Raw genomic sequence first — 16,727 nt, forward strand, 5'->3', positions numbered from 1 at the left:
GTTTCACCAAGTCAAAACACCGTTTTACCCTTTGTCCGAAAAATAGGCCTTTTTTGTTTCTAAGTTTGATCTGTAATCATCAGTAAAAATTAAAAATTATGAAATCAAATCTTTTTATTTCCGCGCTATTTGCAGTAATATTTTCAATCACAAGCTGTCATTCTTCCAATGCCAAACCAAAATCGAAAAATGAAATCGAAAAACCGGCAACAGCTTCCAATACTAAAATACAAGTTGCCCTTTTGCTGGATACTTCGAGCAGTATGGACGGTTTAATCGATCAGGCAAAATCACGATTGTGGAATATTGTAAACACGCTGACCACTTTAAAGTACGAAGGAAAAACGCCTGATATCGAAATTGCTTTATATGAATATGGCAACGATGGTTTGTCTATAAAATCAAATTACATCAGACAGGTAACCCCACTTTCAACCGATTTGGATCTAATTTCTGAAAAACTGTTTGCACTTAGAACCAACGGAGGAAGTGAATATTGCGGTGCCGTTATTCAGGATGCAACGAAAGAATTGAAATGGGCATCAGAAAATAGCAGTATGAAACTGATTTATATTGCAGGAAACGAAGAATTCAATCAGGGAAAAATCAGTTATAAAGAAGCAATTAACAATGCTTTGAAAAATGGTATTTATGTAAATACTATTTTCTGTGGAAATAAAACCGAAGGCATCAACATTTTTTGGAAAGACGGTGCAGATCGCGGAAAAGGAAAATATTTCAATATTGATTCAGACAAAGCTGTAGAATATATTGCCACTCCGTATGATGATGAAATTGCCAAATGTGATGAAAAAATAAACAAAACCTACATCAATTACGGAACAAAAGGAGCTGATAAAAAAATGAATCAGATAAAGCAGGATCAAAACGCAAAAATGGTTTCTAATGCCAATTACACAGACCGTGCCGTAAGCAAATCGAAAGCAGTTTATAAAAATGACAGCTGGGATTTGGTTGACAAAGTAAAAGACGATGCAGGAGCTATTTCTAAAATCAAAAAAGAAGAATTACCAACAGAATTGCAAAACAAATCGACTGCAGAATTGCAGAAAATAGTAACTGAAAAGACAAAAGAAAGAGAAACCATCCAGAAAGAAATCAGCGTTTTGGCCAAAAAACGTCAGGAATATATTGATACGGAATCTAAGAAAACGAAAAAGCAGGATGATTTAGGGAATACTATCAATTCATCCATAATAGCTTTTGCCAAAGTAAAAGGGTATACCGTTGAGAAATAAATTGATTTATGAAAAGCAAAGTTTTCTTTCTCTTCTTGCTCTTGATTTTCTGCACCACATTTGCCTGCAGAAATAAAGAAGAAAAACCAACAGTCAGTAAAACTTCAAAACCGATTTATTCCTACGAAGAGAAACTAAAAAATGAAGTCACTGAAATCAGGAGATTCTTGGGGAAATCTCCGAAATACAATTCAGATGTTGCATTCTTTTTAGACATGAAGGTAGAATCCGGAAGAAATCGGTTTTTTGTTTATGATTTAAAAAACAACAAATTACTCGATAAAGGTTTGGTTGGACATGGTTCAGGCTCTGAAACTGGCATTTATGGAGAATTGAAATTTAGTAATATCAAAAATTCCAATTGCAGTTCACTTGGCAAATACGCTATTGGTAGTTCATATACAGGAAGATTTGGAAAAGCCTATAAATTATACGGTCTAGATAAAAGCAACAGCAATGCATTTGACCGAAATATAGTACTTCATAAATATGAAGATGTTCCTTTTGAAGAACAGCCTTATCCAATCTGCAACAGTTTGGGATGTCCGATGGTAAATGAAAAGTTTTTTAATGTTCTCGAAAAACAGATTGATACTTCTAAAAAGAAAATTATTTTGGTGATGTATTATTGATTTTTGCCACAAAGGCACTAAGACACAATATTTTTTGTTTTTAATCTCGCAAAGACACAGAAGCAGCAAAGTTTAAATTTTTAAGTTCAATAGCGTCCAGCTTTAGCTGGATGAAAATATAAATGCAAGGAAAAGGGCTTTAGCCAAACTTCACTAGTTTGGCTAAAGCCCTTTTCTACTTCAATCTTGTTCCCCTAGCTGAAGCTAGGGGCTATTGAAAAAATTTTACTTATTTGCTCCTGATAGCGATCGGGATTGCGAACAAATTCCAAAAGCTTAAAAAAACTTCGCGCCTTAGTGCCTTTGTGTCCAAAAAATTAAGGAGCAGGATCAGGAATAATTGCCTGAACTGCATCAATTTCAGCCAAGATTTCTTTAGAAAGAACCACATCAATCGTATCGATGTTTTCTTTTAATTGTTCCAAAGTCGTAGCGCCGATAATCGCACTTGTCAGGAAAGGCTGTTGCAATACAAATCCCATTGCCAATTCGGTTAATGTTAAACCGTGTTTTTTAGCAATTTCCTGATACAATTTGGTTGCTTGCGTACATTGATCGCTATTGTAACGTTTGTATTGCGGAAAAAGATTAATTCTCGCTTTCGGATGACTTTCTCCTGTAAGGAATTTTCCAGTCAGAACTCCAAAAGCCAAAGGCGAATATCCTAACAAACCAACATTTTCATATTTTGAAACTTCGGCCGAATTCACTTCAAATAAACGATTCAATAAAGAATACGGATTTTGTACGGTTTTAATTCTTGGCAGATTATTGTATTTGCTTTCTTCCAAAAGACGCATCATTCCCCAGGAATTTTCATTTGAAACTCCAATATGTTTGATTTTTCCTTCTTTGATTAATGCGTCAAAAGTTTCCAAGATTTCTCTAAAATTATCTTCCCAAACATCATCATGTCCGTGAAAAGCGCGTTGTCCGAAATTATTGGTTTTTCTTTCCGGCCAATGCATTTGATACAAATCGATATAATCTGTCTGCAGCCTTTTCAAACTGTTTTCAACCGCATATTTAATACTCGCAGGCGAAAAATCCAATTTCTCACGCATATAACCAAAACTCGGATTCGGACCAGCAATTTTAGAAGCCAAAATCACTTTATCGCGATTTCCTGATTTCTTAAACCAGGTTCCAATAATTTTTTCGGTACTCCCATAAGTCGCTTCACTAGCTGGAACTGAATACATTTCGGCTGTATCAAAGAAATTTACTCCTCTTTCTAAAGCATAATCCATTTGGGCGTGACCTTCAGCCTCTGTGTTTTGTTGACCAAAAGTCATTGTTCCAAGATTGATTTTACTAACTTTTATATCGGTGTTGGGTAATGTTGTGTATTTCATTTTCTTTAAGGTTCTAAGGTACTGAGATGCTAAGATTCTAAGGTTTTTTCGTTCGAATTGTTAACTTCAAAGATACAACGGGATTTTTCAAATGAAAATGCGACAAAAGTTAAAAAATCTACAAGATTTCCTTTTAAGTTCTAAGTTGCTAAAGTACTAAGATTTACTTTTCTGAAACAAAAAAGGGTTCAAAGTGAAACTTTGAACCCTTTTTTAAAACCTTAGCATCTTAGCGCCTCAGGACCTTAGCACCTTAATTAATACTATTAAGCATCTCCGCAATCTCATCTAATCTTGGAGTCAAGATAATCTCGATTCTACGGTTTTTAGCTTTTCCTTCCGGAGTTGCGTTGCTTGCCAAAGGAGAAAACTCGCTTCGTCCTGCTGCAGTTAATTTTTGTTTGTTGATTTTTGAGTTTTCGCTCAAAATCGCAACGATTGCAGTTGCTCTTTTAGTTGATAAATCCCAGTTGTTTGCAATTGGTCCAGAACCTGCATATGGATCATCATCAGTATGCCCTTCGATAAGAACAGAAAGATCAGGATTATCACCTAAAACTTTACCAAGTTCTACAACCGCTTTCCTACCTTCAGTTCCAACAGCCCAGCTTCCTGAATTGAAAAGCAATTTGTTTTCCATAGAAACATATACTTTTCCGTTTTTCTGTTCAACAGTCAAACCTTTACCTTCAAAGCCATTTAAAGCTTTAGATAAAGTTTCTTTCAGTTTTCGCATCGATTCTTCTTTCGCTGCAATCATGTCTTCAAGTTCTTTCAAACGATTTGCTGTTTTGTCCAAACGAGCTTGTTCATCGGCTAATTTTTTAGATTTTGCTTCTAATTGTGCCAAAAGATCGCGGTTTTTTGCCATGTTACTTTCTAAAGCATCATTGCTGTTTTTCTCTAACGCATTGTAAGAGTCCTGCAATACTTTATACTTTTTTTGTTCCGCAGCAAGATCAGCTTTTTGTTTAGCAAGATCGTCTTTTGTGCTTGCCAGATCTTTTGTTAATTTATCTTTATCCAACTCCAGCTGATTTTTTGCAGTTTTTAAATCTGCATTTTCATCAGAGATAGAACGATTTTCTTTTTTTAAATCTGAATATTTCGTTTCAAGATCGTTGTAAATCTTTTTAGATACACAAGAAGTAGCAGACAAAGCTAAAACTACTAATCCAATGGAGGCTTTTTTAATCATCTTTCTTTAATTGGTTTTTATTCCGGGGCGTTTAATAAATATGACTTCGTCTAAAAAACAAATTATGAAATTCCAAATTCCAATCTTTCTTTTTAAAACTTAAATTCTTTCAGCAAGAACAATACCAAACTTTAATCAATTTCGACTAAAACCGGACAATGATCTGAATGCATAGCGTCTGGTAGTATAACAGCTCTTTTTAAACGGTTTTCTAAAGCATTGCTTACCAAATTATAATCGATACGCCAGCCTTTATTGTTTCCTCTTGCTCCTGCACGGTAACTCCACCAAGAATAATTATGCGGTTCTTTATTGAAATGACGGAAACTATCAATAAAACCAGATTTCATGAAAGCATCCAGCCAGGCACGTTCTGCAGGCAAAAATCCAGAAACTGTTTTATTACGAACCGGATCATGAATATCAATTGCTTCGTGACAGATATTATAATCACCACAGATAATCAAATTTGGAATCGTCAATTTTAATTCATTAACATACGTTTGAAAATCATCCATAAACATAAATTTATGATCTAATCTTTCGATGTTTGTTCCTGATGGAAGATATAAGCTCATTACCGAAACATCATCAAAATCGGCACGAAGGTTTCGGCCTTCAAAATCCATGTGGTGAATACCTGTTCCGTAAACAATATTATTTGGTTTTGTTTTAGACAAAATGGCCACGCCGCTGTATCCTTTTTTAGTTGCAGGATAGTAATATTGAAAAGGATAACCTGCTGCTGTGATATCGTCAACCGGAATTTGATCCTGTGTTGCCTTTATTTCCTGAAGGCAGATTACATCAGGACTTGCTTGTTGCAGCCACTCGATAAAACCTTTGTTTATCGCGGCACGAATTCCGTTTACGTTATAAGAAATAATTTTCATCAGTGATTTTTTTAGGATTTCAAATGTAATAAAAAAGTGCAAAGTTTATCTTGGAAACAATGAAAAGTAGACTTTTTTGTTATCTTTGTTCGCTGTTCTAATAAATTAAAAGTACTACATGGGTTTAGTTACCGCGAAAGAAGTTGCAAAGGCAATAAATGTTGAAAAGTACGGAGTTCTCGGTACATTTTCTGGCTGGATTCTTATGAAGGTTCTTAAGATCTCTACCCTTAATAAAATTTACGATCGTAATAAACATTTGGAAGACCTTGCGTTTTTGAACGGAATTTTGGATGAGATGGAAATCAAATTCGAAATCCCGGAAGAAGACTTAAAACGTCTGCCAAAAGATGGTGCCTATATCACTATTTCTAATCATCCGCTTGGAGGAATTGATGGTATTTTGCTTTTGAAATTAATGCTTGAAAGAGAGCCAAATTTCAAAATCATTGCCAATTTCCTGTTACACAGAATTGTTCCGATGAAAAAATATATTATGCCGGTTAATCCTTTTGAAAACCATAAGGATGCAAAATCGAGCGTAATTGGTATTAAAGAAACACTGCGTCATTTAAGTGATGGAAAACCGTTAGGAATTTTCCCTGCCGGAGAAGTTTCAACTTATAAAGATGGAAAATTAGTAGTAGATAAACCTTGGGAAGAAGGCGCTTTGAAGTTAATCAGAAAAGCAAAAGTTCCTGTAGTGCCAATCTATTTTCATGCTAAAAACAGTAAATTATTTTACTGGCTTTCTAAAATTGATGACACTTTAAGAACGGCAAAATTGCCTTCTGAACTATTAACGCAGAAAGACCGTGTAATTAAAGTTCGTATTGGAAAACCTATTTCTGTAAGTGAACAAAATGAAATTGAATCTTTTGAAGAATACTCAGAATTCTTAAGAAAGAAAACCTATATGCTGGCTAATCCGTTTGAAAAAGACACTAAACTGATTGATACAGCAAGTCTTAAAATTACAAAAGCACCTAAAAAAATCGTAACGCCTGCAAGCGAATCAAAATTAATTGATGAAGTTCAGGCCTTGAGAGATAGTGATGCGCGATTTTTGCAAAGCAAAAACTATGAAGTTTTCTTTGCAAGTGCTAAACAGATTCCGAACATTTTGCATGAAATTGGTCGTCTTCGCGAAATTACTTTCCGTGAAGTCGGCGAAGGAACCAACGAATCGATTGACTTAGACGAATACGATCAATATTATCACCATATGTTTTTATGGGATGATGAAACCAAAAAAATCGCCGGAGCTTACCGCATGGGACTAGGTTCTGAGATTTATCCGAAATACGGAATTGAAGGTTTTTACCTGACCGATCTTTTCAGATTTGAGCCGGAACTTCACGACATGATGCACAAATCGATCGAAATGGGGCGTGCGTTTATTGTGAAAGAATATCAGCAAAAACCAATGCCTTTATTCTTATTATGGAAAGGTATTATTCATACGACTTTGCGTCATCCTGAACATAAATATTTAGTTGGTGGTGTTAGTATCAGTAATCAGTTCTCTGATTTCTCTAAATCTTTGATGATTGAGTTTATGAAATCAAACTATTACGATCCGTATATTGCGCAATATATTCATCCCAAGAAAGCATACAAAGTTAAACTGAAAGATGCTGATAAAGATTTTATCTTCGACGAAGCAGAATCTGACTTGAATAAATTCGACAAAATTATTGACGAATTAGAACCAGGAAACTTACGTCTGCCGGTTTTAATTAAGAAATACATCAAACAAAATGCACGTGTAGTTGCCTTTAACGTTGATCCGCTTTTCAATAATGCTATCGACGGTTTAATGTATATCAGAATCGCAGATATTCCGGAAAGTACAATGAAACCGGTTATCGAAGAATTTCAGATTGAATTGGAAAAGAAATTATCTGAGAAAGAAGATTAAAACAATCTATCATAAAAAAAGAAGACTCATAAACCTAAACATTTATGAGTCTTCTTTTTTTATACTATTCTTAAACAACCTCTTGTCGTTCAAAACTAAATATTTCTTCCCCAATAGTATCCAGTTTATCCAGTATAAATTTAGAACCGGATTCTTTCATTACCGTCCATTCATTATCTGAAACTGGTACAATCCATAAAAAATTAGTCTTTGAATCTCCAAAAGCAGGCACATTCATTTGAGGCAGAAGTTTTAATTTATTAGTCAGTACCGCATACTTAAATTTATTGCTGACAATGTTTTGGAATTCTACTGTATGCCCTTCCGCTAAAAAAGTGATATAATCCCAAGGTATTGTTGTAATGCCGCTTATCAAACTTGCCACATTATTTATTTCATCATTGGTTAATCCTGATTTTAGGATAAGTCCAATTTCAATTCTGTTTACTTTGCCCGGATCTTCATAATACATCTCAACTTTTGGTTGTGGTCGTAATGATACTGCTACGGTTGCAAAAACAATTTTTTCTTGTCCTTCATATACGTAAAGACCTTTTGGAGGCCACTCTGAATTATCGATTGCATAATACTTTTCACTTTCTCCAAATATATCATCGTAATAATGTAGAATTTTAGGCTGCAACGACTGAAAAGGATTTACTTCTTCGTTCCATTCCTTAATAAAAGAAACTGCGTTATTTACCCGTTTTCTCATCTCGTTATCTTCGGTAAGCTCCCAGGCAAAATTGCCCTGACCATTACAATCCCGTGCATATCCAAAGAATCCTTCTTCTCCTCCCCAACTTGGAATTACGCATAAAATATCTCCATTTTCCAATAATGCAGCTCCATCTCCTTCTTCCAGCCAGACAATTTCTAAGTTCTTTTCATTAAGACTTTCTTGACCATCAGGAAATTTGCAAAATTCATTGGGCAACATTGGCGGCACCCCTTTTTCCATCAATTTCACCTCTATTTCTTCAGGTGCTTTACTTAAATTTCTAATCCAACAGCTTTTAACACCAAAATCTTCATTATCGCCAAACAAATAAAAATAGGCCGTTCTGTTATCTTGTTCTACAATTGCAGTGATTGGACAACTAGGACTTCTCAATTCGAGAATAACTTTGGGTTTTTCAATCTTATTATTTCTGCTAAATAATCCCATATTTCTTTACTATTATTTTAGATTTAAATTCAGATTGAAGTAACGACTTTTATTTTAAAAAACATATCCCAGAACAAAACTCTTCCTTTACCATTATTAATTACTTTAAATCAAAAATCCCATCTGCCGTGGCGAATGGGACTTTTTAATCAACAATTTTTATTTAAAACTAGTTAAGATCTTTTCCTATCTCCTTTAAGTCTTCGAGTTCGCTTTTAGGATTTGCACCATATTTATTTGCACCTTTTTCCCCTTCCATAGCGGCCAAATATACATCATACAATGGAATTAGAATAAACCAGCCGCTTTTACCAACATCATGCATTCTTCGAACTCCAACTGCAATAGAAGGAATTAAAACTGCCAAAGTAAATAGGTTGGCAAGCATTGCAAGACTAGACGAGATTATGCCAAGTACTACACTCAGAACCACACTAATTATAACATTCACTAGAACAACTGTCCAAAATTCCTTTCTTCTTGCTCTGCCTTTAAAATTTGCATAGTTCTCAAAAACTACTTTTTTATAAATTTCTAACATAATAAATCTTTATAAATTACCCTACTCTTAAGGATTTTCAGTTACTCCATTACTTTATTTATGAAGCGTAAGATTAATCACTATAGAAATCATTAACAGGAACTAAAAGTTATTGTTATATCAGATGAAGACATTTTTGCACATAAAAAAAACCATTCATTTCTGAATGGGTTCTTTTAAAATATGATAGCTTATTAGATTAAAACCAGCCTTTTTTTCCAACCTGATAAGTTTGGTAAAATTCTTCATCTGATTTTGTCAAATAAATGATTCCTTCAATAAATCCAATTATACCGCCAATTCCACAAGTAACTACACCAATTACTAATTGTATAATTCCTTCCTGAGTATAACCTAAAACAAATTTATGAATACCTAAATATCCAAAAAGTATTCCCATAATTCCGGCTAATACTTTCTTATTTTCTTGTCTTGGTTGTGAAGGCGTATTCCAGCTTTCTGGTTTTGTTGTTTCCATGCTTTTAAAATTTAATATTTTAATAATTAGTCTAATTCAACTTTTCCAATTTCATTAATATCTTCAAAATCATTTTTAGGATCCGGACCATATTTGTTTGCCCCATGTTCTCCTTCTGTACATAAAACAATTAATAACCAGATAACTCCTGCCAATGGTATAAGTACTACAAGAAAAAACCATCCACTTTTTCCAACGTCATGTAATCGTCTTACCATAACGGCTAATCCAGGCAGTAAAACCAATAAACTATAGATTCCTCTTAATACACCAGCGTCACCATCTAAGAAAGAAAAACCTAATACAGAATCAACAATCCCCAGAATAATGGAGATAATAATTGTCGCTAAAGTGTAATACCAATATTCGCTTCTTCTGGCTCTTCCGCTAAAGGTTGCATAATTCTCAAAAACTACTTTTTTGTACCATTCAATCATAATAATTAAAATTTTATTTGTTAGTTAAGACCGAATCTATTTTAAGATTTGGGGTTGTTTTGAGATTTTAAGAAACTCTATTTAGACTAATTCTTTAAAACTCAGAAACAATATTATTAAAAATTAACAAATAAAACTAATCTCACCAAATAAAATTTACAAGAAAAAACTCGTTATTAAATTCTAAAGGCTGTAGGCTATTTTTTGTTGTAAACTGCCTTGATTTTATCGACAATAACCTGAGCCAGACGCTCATGGCTTTCAAAAGTCCATCCTGCAATATGGGGCGTGAGCAAAACATTCTTAGCTTCTAAAAGATATTGAAATGCTTCAGGAGTATTCTTATCCTGAAAAAGAGTTTCGAATGAAAGTTTTTCATATTCCAAAACATCAAGACCTGCACCCAATACTTTTTTAGACTTCATTGCTTCAACCAAATCTGCTGTAACTATGTTTTTCCCTCTGGAAGTATTGATAATCCAAAATGGCTTTTTAAAAGCAGTTATAAAGCTCGTATTAACCATTTTATCCGTTTCTGGTGTCCAGGGAAGATGAAGACTTAAAACATCTGTTTTCTCCCGTAATTCAGCCAGTGAAACCTGTCTCGCATTTTCATCACCAACATTATCCAAAATATCATAACAAAGGACTTCTGTATCAAAACCTCTAAGTTTTTTGGCAAATGCTTTTCCCATATTTCCATAACCAATAATACCGACAGTTTTAAGATCTAATTCATGACCACGATTACTTTCTCGATTCCATTGTCCGTTTTTTACTTCTGCATCAGCCTGATTGAGATTATTAAACAAAGACAAAATCATTCCCAAAGAATGTTCTGCAACAGCATTTCGGTTTCCTTCCGGAGCCGCAATAAGATGAATTCCTTTTGCAGAAGCATAATCACAATCTATACTTTCCAATCCTGCACCTACTCTTGCTATAAATTGCAAGTTTGTTGCGCTATCTAAAAAAGTTTTGTCAATCTTGAATCGGCTTCGAATTACGATTCCGTTGTAGTCTTGAATTTTTGCTTCTATTTCTTCTTTTGAAGATTTAAAATCGGCGTGATTTTCAAAACCTGCTTCTTCCAATTGATTCCAAAGAACAGGATTATTGCTGTCGATATGAAGAATTTTTATGCTCATTTTATTGAATTTAATTAAAACAAAAATACGGTTAATTTAATCTCGTGAAGTGGCAAAGTCACAAAGTTTTTTAGACCCCTCTTGAGATTTAAGAACATTGTCTTTCTGAAAATTAAGTTCTGTAATTAAAATAAAACTTTGAGCGCTTACGCCTTTATGGCAAATCCCTTTTGTATTGTTCCTATTTTTTTTAACTTTGAAAGTATTGGGATTACTAAAATCCAATCTCTAAATCTTCAGAATCCTTCCAAATGAAATTAACCAAGACCTTTAAAGCCTTTTTTGAAAACGAAAAATCAGGAGGAATTATCTTGCTCTTTGTTACAATTTTATCTCTTTATCTTGCCAATTCAGCTTTTCAGGTTCCTTATGTTGCTTTTTGGGAAAAAGAATTAGCAGGACACAGTATTACAGAATGGATTAACGATGGATTAATGACAATCTTCTTTCTTCTGATCGGATTGGAATTGGAACGCGAAATTTATCACGGAGAATTGTCTAATTTCAAAAATGCCTCTTTACCAATAGTTGCTGCGTTTGGCGGAATGATAGTTCCTGCTGCAATATTTCTGGTTTTAAATTATGGCACAACGACTCAAAATGGTGCAGGAATTCCAATGGCTACAGATATTGCTTTTGCAATTGGAATTTTATCGCTTCTTGGCAATAAAGTTCCCGCTTCATTAAAAGTATTTCTAACTGCTCTCGCAGTCATAGACGATTTAGGAGCCATAATTGTTATTGCTGTTTTTTACAGTACTTCTATTTCTTTTCTAAATCTTGGAATTGCACTTGCAATCTGGGGAGCTTTATTTGTTTTAAACCGAATGAAAATTCATAATTTGATTCCGTATATAATTGGCGGAATTGTCATGTGGTATTTTATGCTAAATTCTGGTGTTCATGCCACTATAACTGGAGTAATTTTAGCATTTGTTATTCCGTTTGGCGATGGCGGGGAAAAAACATCTTCCTATAAACTGCAACACTTCTTGCATCAGCCGGTAGCCTTTTTTATCCTGCCACTTTTTGCCATCGCCAATACCGCTTTGACTATTACCGAAAACTGGCACGAAGGATTAAACCACTCCAACTCATACGGAATTATTCTAGGACTTGTGATAGGCAAACCGCTTGGTATTTTATTATTTTCTTCTGTGGGTGTTACATCAGGTTTATGTTTACTTCCAAAAAATTTAAAATGGGCACACATTTTAGGCGCTGGAATGCTGGGCGGCATTGGTTTTACAATGTCAATTTTTATTACGGTTCTGGCTTTTAAAAACCCTGAAATAATTGTTTTTTCTAAAATCGCTATTCTGATTGCTTCTTTTCTGGCTGGTCTTATCGGCTTTGTATATCTAAAGTATATTTTGAATAAAAGCACTGTAGTTTAATGTTATACTTATGAATAATTTTCGCCTTTTCTTTCTGCTTACTTTTTATCTAACTTTGAATTCTTGCAATCAGAAGACAGAGAATGTTTCTTTAAATGAAAATAATATAAAAGACGAAAGAATAATTTTAAAAGAAGGCACAAAAGATGAAGTTGAAGGAACTTACACCAATACAGCAGGTGATTGTCCTATTTCTTTGATTATTTCGAAAGACAAAAATGAATATCAGTATGTTTTTAAAACGGCTATTCGAACTTTAAAAGGAAAAGCTAGATATTCTCATAATAATTCCGGAGAAAAGTATCTTGTTTTAGAAGGAATTCAATGGGATGAATATGAAGGTGATATTAGCAATGAAGAAGAAAATGATTCTCTTTCTTCAAAAGAATTGGAAATTCCTGTAGGTATAGATGCTTTGTATGTGAAAGATACTTTGACTATACAGAATTACGGGAACGCGATGAATTCTTATACCAAAATTTCGGAATGCGGGTTGAAGTATATTCAGTTAATTAAAAAGGGAAATTCCAAAAAGTAAAAATTCCAAATTCCATTGAAGCACTTTTCGGAGTTTCTTGTGTGATGCTTCGTTCCTCAGCATGACAAAACACAGGTTATATTTTACAAACAAAAAATTCCAAACTCCATTTTAAAAATTGGAATTTGGAATTTAAAATATTTGGAATTTCTTTAAAACCTAACCTTTAATCTGTTTCAAAGAAGTCTTGATTCCTTTAATTAAAGAGGAACTGAAACCATTATGTTCCATTTCATTTAAACCTACGATTGTACAGCCTTGAGGAGTTGTTACGCGGTCGATTAATTGTTCCGGATGTACTCGTTCTTCTAAAAGCATTTTAGCCGCTCCTTTTACAGTTTGAGCTGCAATTGAAAGCGCTGTATTAGAATCAAATCCAATTTCGATTCCTGCTTGCATAGAAGCCCGAATATAACGCAATGCATATGCAGTTCCACACGCACCTAAAACCGTCGCGGCATCCATCAATTTTTCATCAATTACCGGAGCTGTTCCTAAATCCTGAAACAAGTCAACAATTGGCGCAGCATTATCTTTGTATTTTTCCGGGAAAGAAATACAAGTTGCCGATTCTCCAAACTGTGCCGCAATATTTGGCATAATACGCACAACCGGATATTCAAAATTTGTTTTCGTTTGAAGAACTTCTAAAGACAATCCACTTACTGCCGATGCAATAGTTTTGTTTTGAATCACAGGCAGAATTTCAGCCAAGACAGTATCAACCTGATACGGTTTTATGGTTAAAATTACTACGTCGGCTTCCTGAATATTATGTTTGTTATCGTTAGATACAGTAATTCCGTACTCAGATAAATACTGAATACTTGCTATGTTTCTTCTGGTAACAGTAACCTGATTGTTTTTTGAAAATTTAGCGATTCCCAAGGCAATAGAAACCCCAAGGTTTCCTCCTCCAATAATGTGTACTTTCATTCTTCCTGGTTTGAATTTATGATGACTGATTAACAGTATATTTTCCGCCTGTAAATTACGCAGATTTTACAGATTTTAAATCACTGTATGCTGCTAATTTGTGGCAAAAATCTAAAATCCAAGAATAAGATTTGCAACTCCAAAGTAGAGCATGATTCCAAATACGTCGTTCGTTGTGGTAATAAACGGACCTGTCGCAATTGCGGGATCAATTTTATTTTTATTTAAGAAAAGGGGGACTAAAGTTCCTAAAGTTGCCGCAAACAGGATTACAACAATCATCGAAATTGAAATAGCAAATCCCACCAAATATTGTTGGTACATGATAGAATGATACCCCAATAAAAGCAATGAAATAATACTTCCCGAAATCATCGAAACCGTAATTTCTTTAGTAAAATAAGCCCGGCTGAAATCTTTCAATGTTCCGTTTGCTAAACCTTGTACCACGATTGCCGATGCCTGAACCCCAATATTTCCCGCTGTTGCAGAAAGTAGCGGTACAAAAATGATTAAAGTAGAATATTTTTGAAATGTTGCTTCATTTCCTTTCAAAACAAAAGAAGCTACAATTTCGATCACCATTCCAATCAAAAGCCAGGGCAAACGCGCTTTTGTTAATTCGTAAACGCTGTCATTCGATTCAACGTCTTGTGTAATACCCGCTGCCAATTGGTAATCTTTATCCGCTTCTTCCTTGATTACATCTACGATATCGTCGATAGTAATTCTTCCAACTAATCTTCCTAATTCATCAACAACCGGAATAGCCTCTAAGTCATATTTCTGCATGATACGAGCAACTTCGACGTCTTCTGTATCAACATTTACAAAATTTAATTTTCGGATATACACTTCACCAATCTGAGTTTTGGTAGAAGAAGTCAGTAAATCTTTTAGAGAAAGTCTTCCTTTTAATCGGTTTTCATCATCCACTACATAAATAGAATGAACTCTGGAAACATTTTCTGCCTGAATTCTCATTTCTTTAACACAGGTCAAAACATTCCAGTTTTCATTTACTTTTACAAGCTCTTTCCCCATCAGACCACCAGCCGTATTTTCGTCATAACGCAAAAGATCAACAATATCTTTGGCGTGTTCAACGTCTAATATTTCAGAGATTACTTCCGCTTTTATTTCCTGCGAAAGTTCCGCGATAATATCGGCGGCATCATTCGTTTCAAGCTCATCAAGCTCTTCTGCAATTTCTTTTGGCGAAAGTCGGCTTAAGATATTTTCACGCAGATCTTCTTCCAATTCCAGAAGAATTTCGGCTGTTTTATCACTATCTAAAACCTTAAAGATATAGGTTGCCTCGTCGAAATCTAATTCGTCTAAAATTTCGGCAATATCGGCGTGGTGCAGATCATTAAGTAAAACTTCTAATTCATTGTCGTTTTTCTTATTGATCAGCTCCTCTAACTGGTGTATAAATTCTTTACTAACTTTGAACTCCATCGGTTTCTATTTTTAGAGTTAGTTCAATAAATTCATCGACACTTAACTGCTCCGGACGTTTATCAAAGATAGTGTCTTCTCGCAATTGATCTGATAAATTTAATGTTTTCAAACTGTTACGTAATGTTTTTCGTCTCTGCTGAAAAGCGGTTTTCACTACTGTAAAAAATAACTTTTCGCTACACGGAAGGCTGTAATCTTCCTTTCGGGTCATTCTCATCACACCCGATTTCACCTTGGGCGGAGGAATAAAAACGTTTTCATCAACCGTAAACAGATACTCTGTATCATAGAAAGCCTGAGCTAAAACGGATAGGATTCCGTAGGTCTTCGAGCCTTTCTTTTCACAGATACGCTCGGCTACTTCTTTCTGAAACATTCCAGAAAATTCCGGAATCTGGTGTTTTAGATCTAATGTTCTAAAAACAATCTGAGAAGAAATATTGTACGGAAAGTTTCCAATTATGGCAAACTGCTTGTCCTGGTAAACTTCATTTATATTATACTTCAGGAAATCCTGAGAGATAATTTTATCTTTTAATTTTGGATAATGTGCATCCAGATACGCTACAGATTCTGTGTCGATCTCAATAACGTGTGTAGTAATTGGCTTTTCAAGTAAATATTTAGTAAGCACACCCATTCCTGGCCCTATTTCTAAAACCTCCTCATATCCTTTAAGACTTAAAGTATCTGCAATAGCTTTTGCGACACTTTCGTCTTTAAGAAAGTGCTGTCCTAAATGTTTTTTTGCTTTTACTTTTTCCATTTCATTTCTTATTTGCCACGAGGGCGCAAAAGTATTCTTTTTGCACTAAAGACTCAAAGCTTATTGGATTTATTTTGCTGCTAAGACTCGAAGACACAAAGTTTTATTTTTTGTTTTTTTTGCCACAAAGGCACAAAAACACCAAGTTTTATTCTTCAAAACTGAATACTTATTCCTGAACACTGAACACTTTATCTATCTAGTGCTCCGAGATAACTTCCAATTCTGTTCTGAAAGAAAGCATTTTATCTGCAAATAAACCTAACGCTTCTCTGTGAAATTCCGGTTCATCTTCTATATAAAACTTATCCAGTGTTTCTTTACTGTCTGTCACATATTGAGTCGAATAGGTAATGCCGCCCATTTCTTCTTCAACCAGAACTTTTACAATTCTTGCTGAAGAAAACTTATTAGTAGCCAGAATTTCCGGTATGTGTTTTTCCTGCATCCATTTTAACCATTGGTCGTGAACGCTTTCGTGTATATTGGTGGTAACGTTGTAAATAATCATTTTTTTCTAAGGTTCTGAGATGCTAAGATTCTGAGGTTCTGAGTTTTTTTCTCTTACTCTTAAATCTATTCAAATCACGATATTA

At 34.4% G+C, this 16,727-nt stretch carries 17 protein-coding genes; 5 read left to right on the forward strand and 12 right to left on the reverse strand.

The window, feature by feature from the left end; all coding sequences use genetic code 11:
- The first annotated feature begins 98 nt into the window (after positions 1–98).
- The gene (locus tag HYN56_RS04135; RefSeq protein ID WP_109191023.1) at positions 99–1,259 is read left to right on the forward strand and encodes a vWA domain-containing protein; all 1,161 of its coding nucleotides are present in this window, start codon (positions 99–101) and stop codon (positions 1,257–1,259) included.
- An 8-nt stretch (positions 1,260–1,267) separates the two neighbouring features.
- Positions 1,268–1,891, forward strand: coding sequence for a murein L,D-transpeptidase catalytic domain-containing protein (locus tag HYN56_RS04140; protein WP_109191024.1), 624 nt, complete (start codon positions 1,268–1,270; stop codon positions 1,889–1,891).
- A gap of 317 nt (positions 1,892–2,208) precedes the next feature.
- Here the strand turns inward: HYN56_RS04140 and HYN56_RS04145 are convergent, their stop codons facing one another.
- The 3 genes from HYN56_RS04145 to HYN56_RS04155 all read right to left on the reverse strand — a co-directional run bounded on the left by HYN56_RS04145 (position 2,209) and on the right by HYN56_RS04155 (position 5,337).
- On the reverse strand, positions 2,209–3,246 hold the full coding sequence (locus tag HYN56_RS04145) for an aldo/keto reductase (RefSeq protein WP_109191025.1): 1,038 nt from the start codon (positions 3,244–3,246) through the stop codon (positions 2,209–2,211).
- A 253-nt stretch (positions 3,247–3,499) separates the two neighbouring features.
- Positions 3,500–4,444: an OmpA/MotB family protein gene (locus tag HYN56_RS04150; protein WP_109191026.1), complete on the reverse strand. Its 945-nt coding sequence runs from the start codon at positions 4,442–4,444 to the stop codon at positions 3,500–3,502.
- Positions 4,445–4,575: 131 nt separating this feature from the next.
- Positions 4,576–5,337 carry an exodeoxyribonuclease III gene (locus HYN56_RS04155; RefSeq protein WP_109191027.1) on the reverse strand — a complete coding sequence of 254 codons (762 nt, stop codon included), beginning with the start codon at positions 5,335–5,337 and terminating at the stop codon, positions 4,576–4,578.
- A gap of 118 nt (positions 5,338–5,455) precedes the next feature.
- Here HYN56_RS04155 and HYN56_RS04160 point away from each other — a divergent pair, with 118 nt between their 5' ends.
- A complete protein-coding gene (locus HYN56_RS04160) occupies positions 5,456–7,258 on the forward strand; it encodes a GNAT family N-acyltransferase (RefSeq protein ID WP_109191028.1) in 1,803 nt (600 codons plus the stop codon).
- A gap of 70 nt (positions 7,259–7,328) precedes the next feature.
- Here HYN56_RS04160 and HYN56_RS04165 read toward each other — a convergent pair whose 3' ends face one another.
- The 5 genes from HYN56_RS04165 to HYN56_RS04185 form a co-directional block, all read right to left on the reverse strand.
- On the reverse strand, positions 7,329–8,426 hold the full coding sequence (locus HYN56_RS04165; protein WP_109191029.1) for a suppressor of fused domain protein: 1,098 nt from the start codon (positions 8,424–8,426) through the stop codon (positions 7,329–7,331).
- A 169-nt stretch (positions 8,427–8,595) separates the two neighbouring features.
- A complete protein-coding gene (locus HYN56_RS04170; protein ID WP_109191030.1) occupies positions 8,596–8,967 on the reverse strand; it encodes a DUF805 domain-containing protein in 372 nt (123 codons plus the stop codon).
- 199 nt (positions 8,968–9,166) lie between these two features.
- Complete coding sequence (locus HYN56_RS04175; RefSeq protein ID WP_091489667.1) at positions 9,167–9,445, reverse strand: TM2 domain-containing protein; 279 nt, start codon at positions 9,443–9,445, stop codon at positions 9,167–9,169.
- Positions 9,446–9,471: 26 nt separating this feature from the next.
- Positions 9,472–9,882, reverse strand: coding sequence for a DUF805 domain-containing protein (locus HYN56_RS04180; protein ID WP_109191031.1), 411 nt, complete (start codon positions 9,880–9,882; stop codon positions 9,472–9,474).
- A gap of 197 nt (positions 9,883–10,079) precedes the next feature.
- Positions 10,080–11,030 (reverse strand): 2-hydroxyacid dehydrogenase, encoded by a 951-nt coding sequence (locus HYN56_RS04185; RefSeq protein WP_109191032.1) that lies wholly within the window; start codon positions 11,028–11,030, stop codon positions 10,080–10,082.
- A gap of 251 nt (positions 11,031–11,281) precedes the next feature.
- Between HYN56_RS04185 and nhaA the strand changes: the two genes are divergently transcribed.
- Both nhaA and HYN56_RS04200 read left to right on the forward strand, forming a co-directional pair.
- Positions 11,282–12,427, forward strand: coding sequence for a Na+/H+ antiporter NhaA (gene nhaA / locus HYN56_RS04195; protein ID WP_109191034.1), 1,146 nt, complete (start codon positions 11,282–11,284; stop codon positions 12,425–12,427).
- Positions 12,428–12,437: 10 nt separating this feature from the next.
- A complete protein-coding gene (locus HYN56_RS04200; RefSeq protein ID WP_109191035.1) occupies positions 12,438–12,965 on the forward strand; it encodes a hypothetical protein in 528 nt (175 codons plus the stop codon).
- A gap of 159 nt (positions 12,966–13,124) precedes the next feature.
- Here the strand turns inward: HYN56_RS04200 and proC are convergent, their stop codons facing one another.
- The 4 genes from proC to HYN56_RS04220 form a co-directional block, all read right to left on the reverse strand.
- Positions 13,125–13,901: a pyrroline-5-carboxylate reductase gene (proC, locus tag HYN56_RS04205; RefSeq protein ID WP_109191036.1), complete on the reverse strand. Its 777-nt coding sequence runs from the start codon at positions 13,899–13,901 to the stop codon at positions 13,125–13,127.
- A 111-nt stretch (positions 13,902–14,012) separates the two neighbouring features.
- Entirely contained in the window at positions 14,013–15,362 is a 1,350-nt protein-coding gene (gene mgtE, locus HYN56_RS04210; protein ID WP_109191037.1) for a magnesium transporter, read from the reverse strand.
- On the reverse strand, positions 15,346–16,131 hold the full coding sequence (rsmA, locus tag HYN56_RS04215) for a 16S rRNA (adenine(1518)-N(6)/adenine(1519)-N(6))-dimethyltransferase RsmA (protein ID WP_091489685.1): 786 nt from the start codon (positions 16,129–16,131) through the stop codon (positions 15,346–15,348). The genes mgtE and rsmA overlap by 17 nt, the downstream gene beginning before the upstream one ends.
- Positions 16,132–16,330: 199 nt before the next feature.
- Positions 16,331–16,642 carry a DUF4286 family protein gene (locus HYN56_RS04220; RefSeq protein ID WP_091489692.1) on the reverse strand — a complete coding sequence of 104 codons (312 nt, stop codon included), beginning with the start codon at positions 16,640–16,642 and terminating at the stop codon, positions 16,331–16,333.
- Positions 16,643–16,727: the final 85 nt, after the last annotated feature.

Origin of the sequence: Flavobacterium crocinum, assembly GCF_003122385.1 — a bacterium.
In the GTDB taxonomy this organism is placed as follows: domain Bacteria; phylum Bacteroidota; class Bacteroidia; order Flavobacteriales; family Flavobacteriaceae; genus Flavobacterium; species Flavobacterium crocinum.

What these genes read in the sequence shown, in the direction of transcription:
- HYN56_RS04135 (WP_109191023.1), top strand. Translation starts at nt 99, where the DNA reads ATGAAATCAAATCTTTTTATTTCCGCGCTATTTGCAGTAATATTTTCA.
- HYN56_RS04140 (WP_109191024.1), top strand. Translation starts at nt 1,268, where the DNA reads ATGAAAAGCAAAGTTTTCTTTCTCTTCTTGCTCTTGATTTTCTGCACC.
- HYN56_RS04145 (WP_109191025.1), bottom strand. Translation starts at nt 3,246, where the DNA reads ATGAAATACACAACATTACCCAACACCGATATAAAAGTTAGTAAAATC.
- HYN56_RS04150 (WP_109191026.1), bottom strand. Translation starts at nt 4,444, where the DNA reads ATGATTAAAAAAGCCTCCATTGGATTAGTAGTTTTAGCTTTGTCTGCT.
- HYN56_RS04155 (WP_109191027.1), bottom strand. Translation starts at nt 5,337, where the DNA reads ATGAAAATTATTTCTTATAACGTAAACGGAATTCGTGCCGCGATAAAC.
- HYN56_RS04160 (WP_109191028.1), top strand. Translation starts at nt 5,456, where the DNA reads ATGGGTTTAGTTACCGCGAAAGAAGTTGCAAAGGCAATAAATGTTGAA.
- HYN56_RS04165 (WP_109191029.1), bottom strand. Translation starts at nt 8,426, where the DNA reads ATGGGATTATTTAGCAGAAATAATAAGATTGAAAAACCCAAAGTTATT.
- HYN56_RS04170 (WP_109191030.1), bottom strand. Translation starts at nt 8,967, where the DNA reads ATGTTAGAAATTTATAAAAAAGTAGTTTTTGAGAACTATGCAAATTTT.
- HYN56_RS04175 (WP_091489667.1), bottom strand. Translation starts at nt 9,445, where the DNA reads ATGGAAACAACAAAACCAGAAAGCTGGAATACGCCTTCACAACCAAGA.
- HYN56_RS04180 (WP_109191031.1), bottom strand. Translation starts at nt 9,882, where the DNA reads ATGATTGAATGGTACAAAAAAGTAGTTTTTGAGAATTATGCAACCTTT.
- HYN56_RS04185 (WP_109191032.1), bottom strand. Translation starts at nt 11,030, where the DNA reads ATGAGCATAAAAATTCTTCATATCGACAGCAATAATCCTGTTCTTTGG.
- nhaA (WP_109191034.1), top strand. Translation starts at nt 11,282, where the DNA reads ATGAAATTAACCAAGACCTTTAAAGCCTTTTTTGAAAACGAAAAATCA.
- HYN56_RS04200 (WP_109191035.1), top strand. Translation starts at nt 12,438, where the DNA reads ATGAATAATTTTCGCCTTTTCTTTCTGCTTACTTTTTATCTAACTTTG.
- proC (WP_109191036.1), bottom strand. Translation starts at nt 13,901, where the DNA reads ATGAAAGTACACATTATTGGAGGAGGAAACCTTGGGGTTTCTATTGCC.
- mgtE (WP_109191037.1), bottom strand. Translation starts at nt 15,362, where the DNA reads ATGGAGTTCAAAGTTAGTAAAGAATTTATACACCAGTTAGAGGAGCTG.
- rsmA (WP_091489685.1), bottom strand. Translation starts at nt 16,131, where the DNA reads ATGGAAAAAGTAAAAGCAAAAAAACATTTAGGACAGCACTTTCTTAAA.
- HYN56_RS04220 (WP_091489692.1), bottom strand. Translation starts at nt 16,642, where the DNA reads ATGATTATTTACAACGTTACCACCAATATACACGAAAGCGTTCACGAC.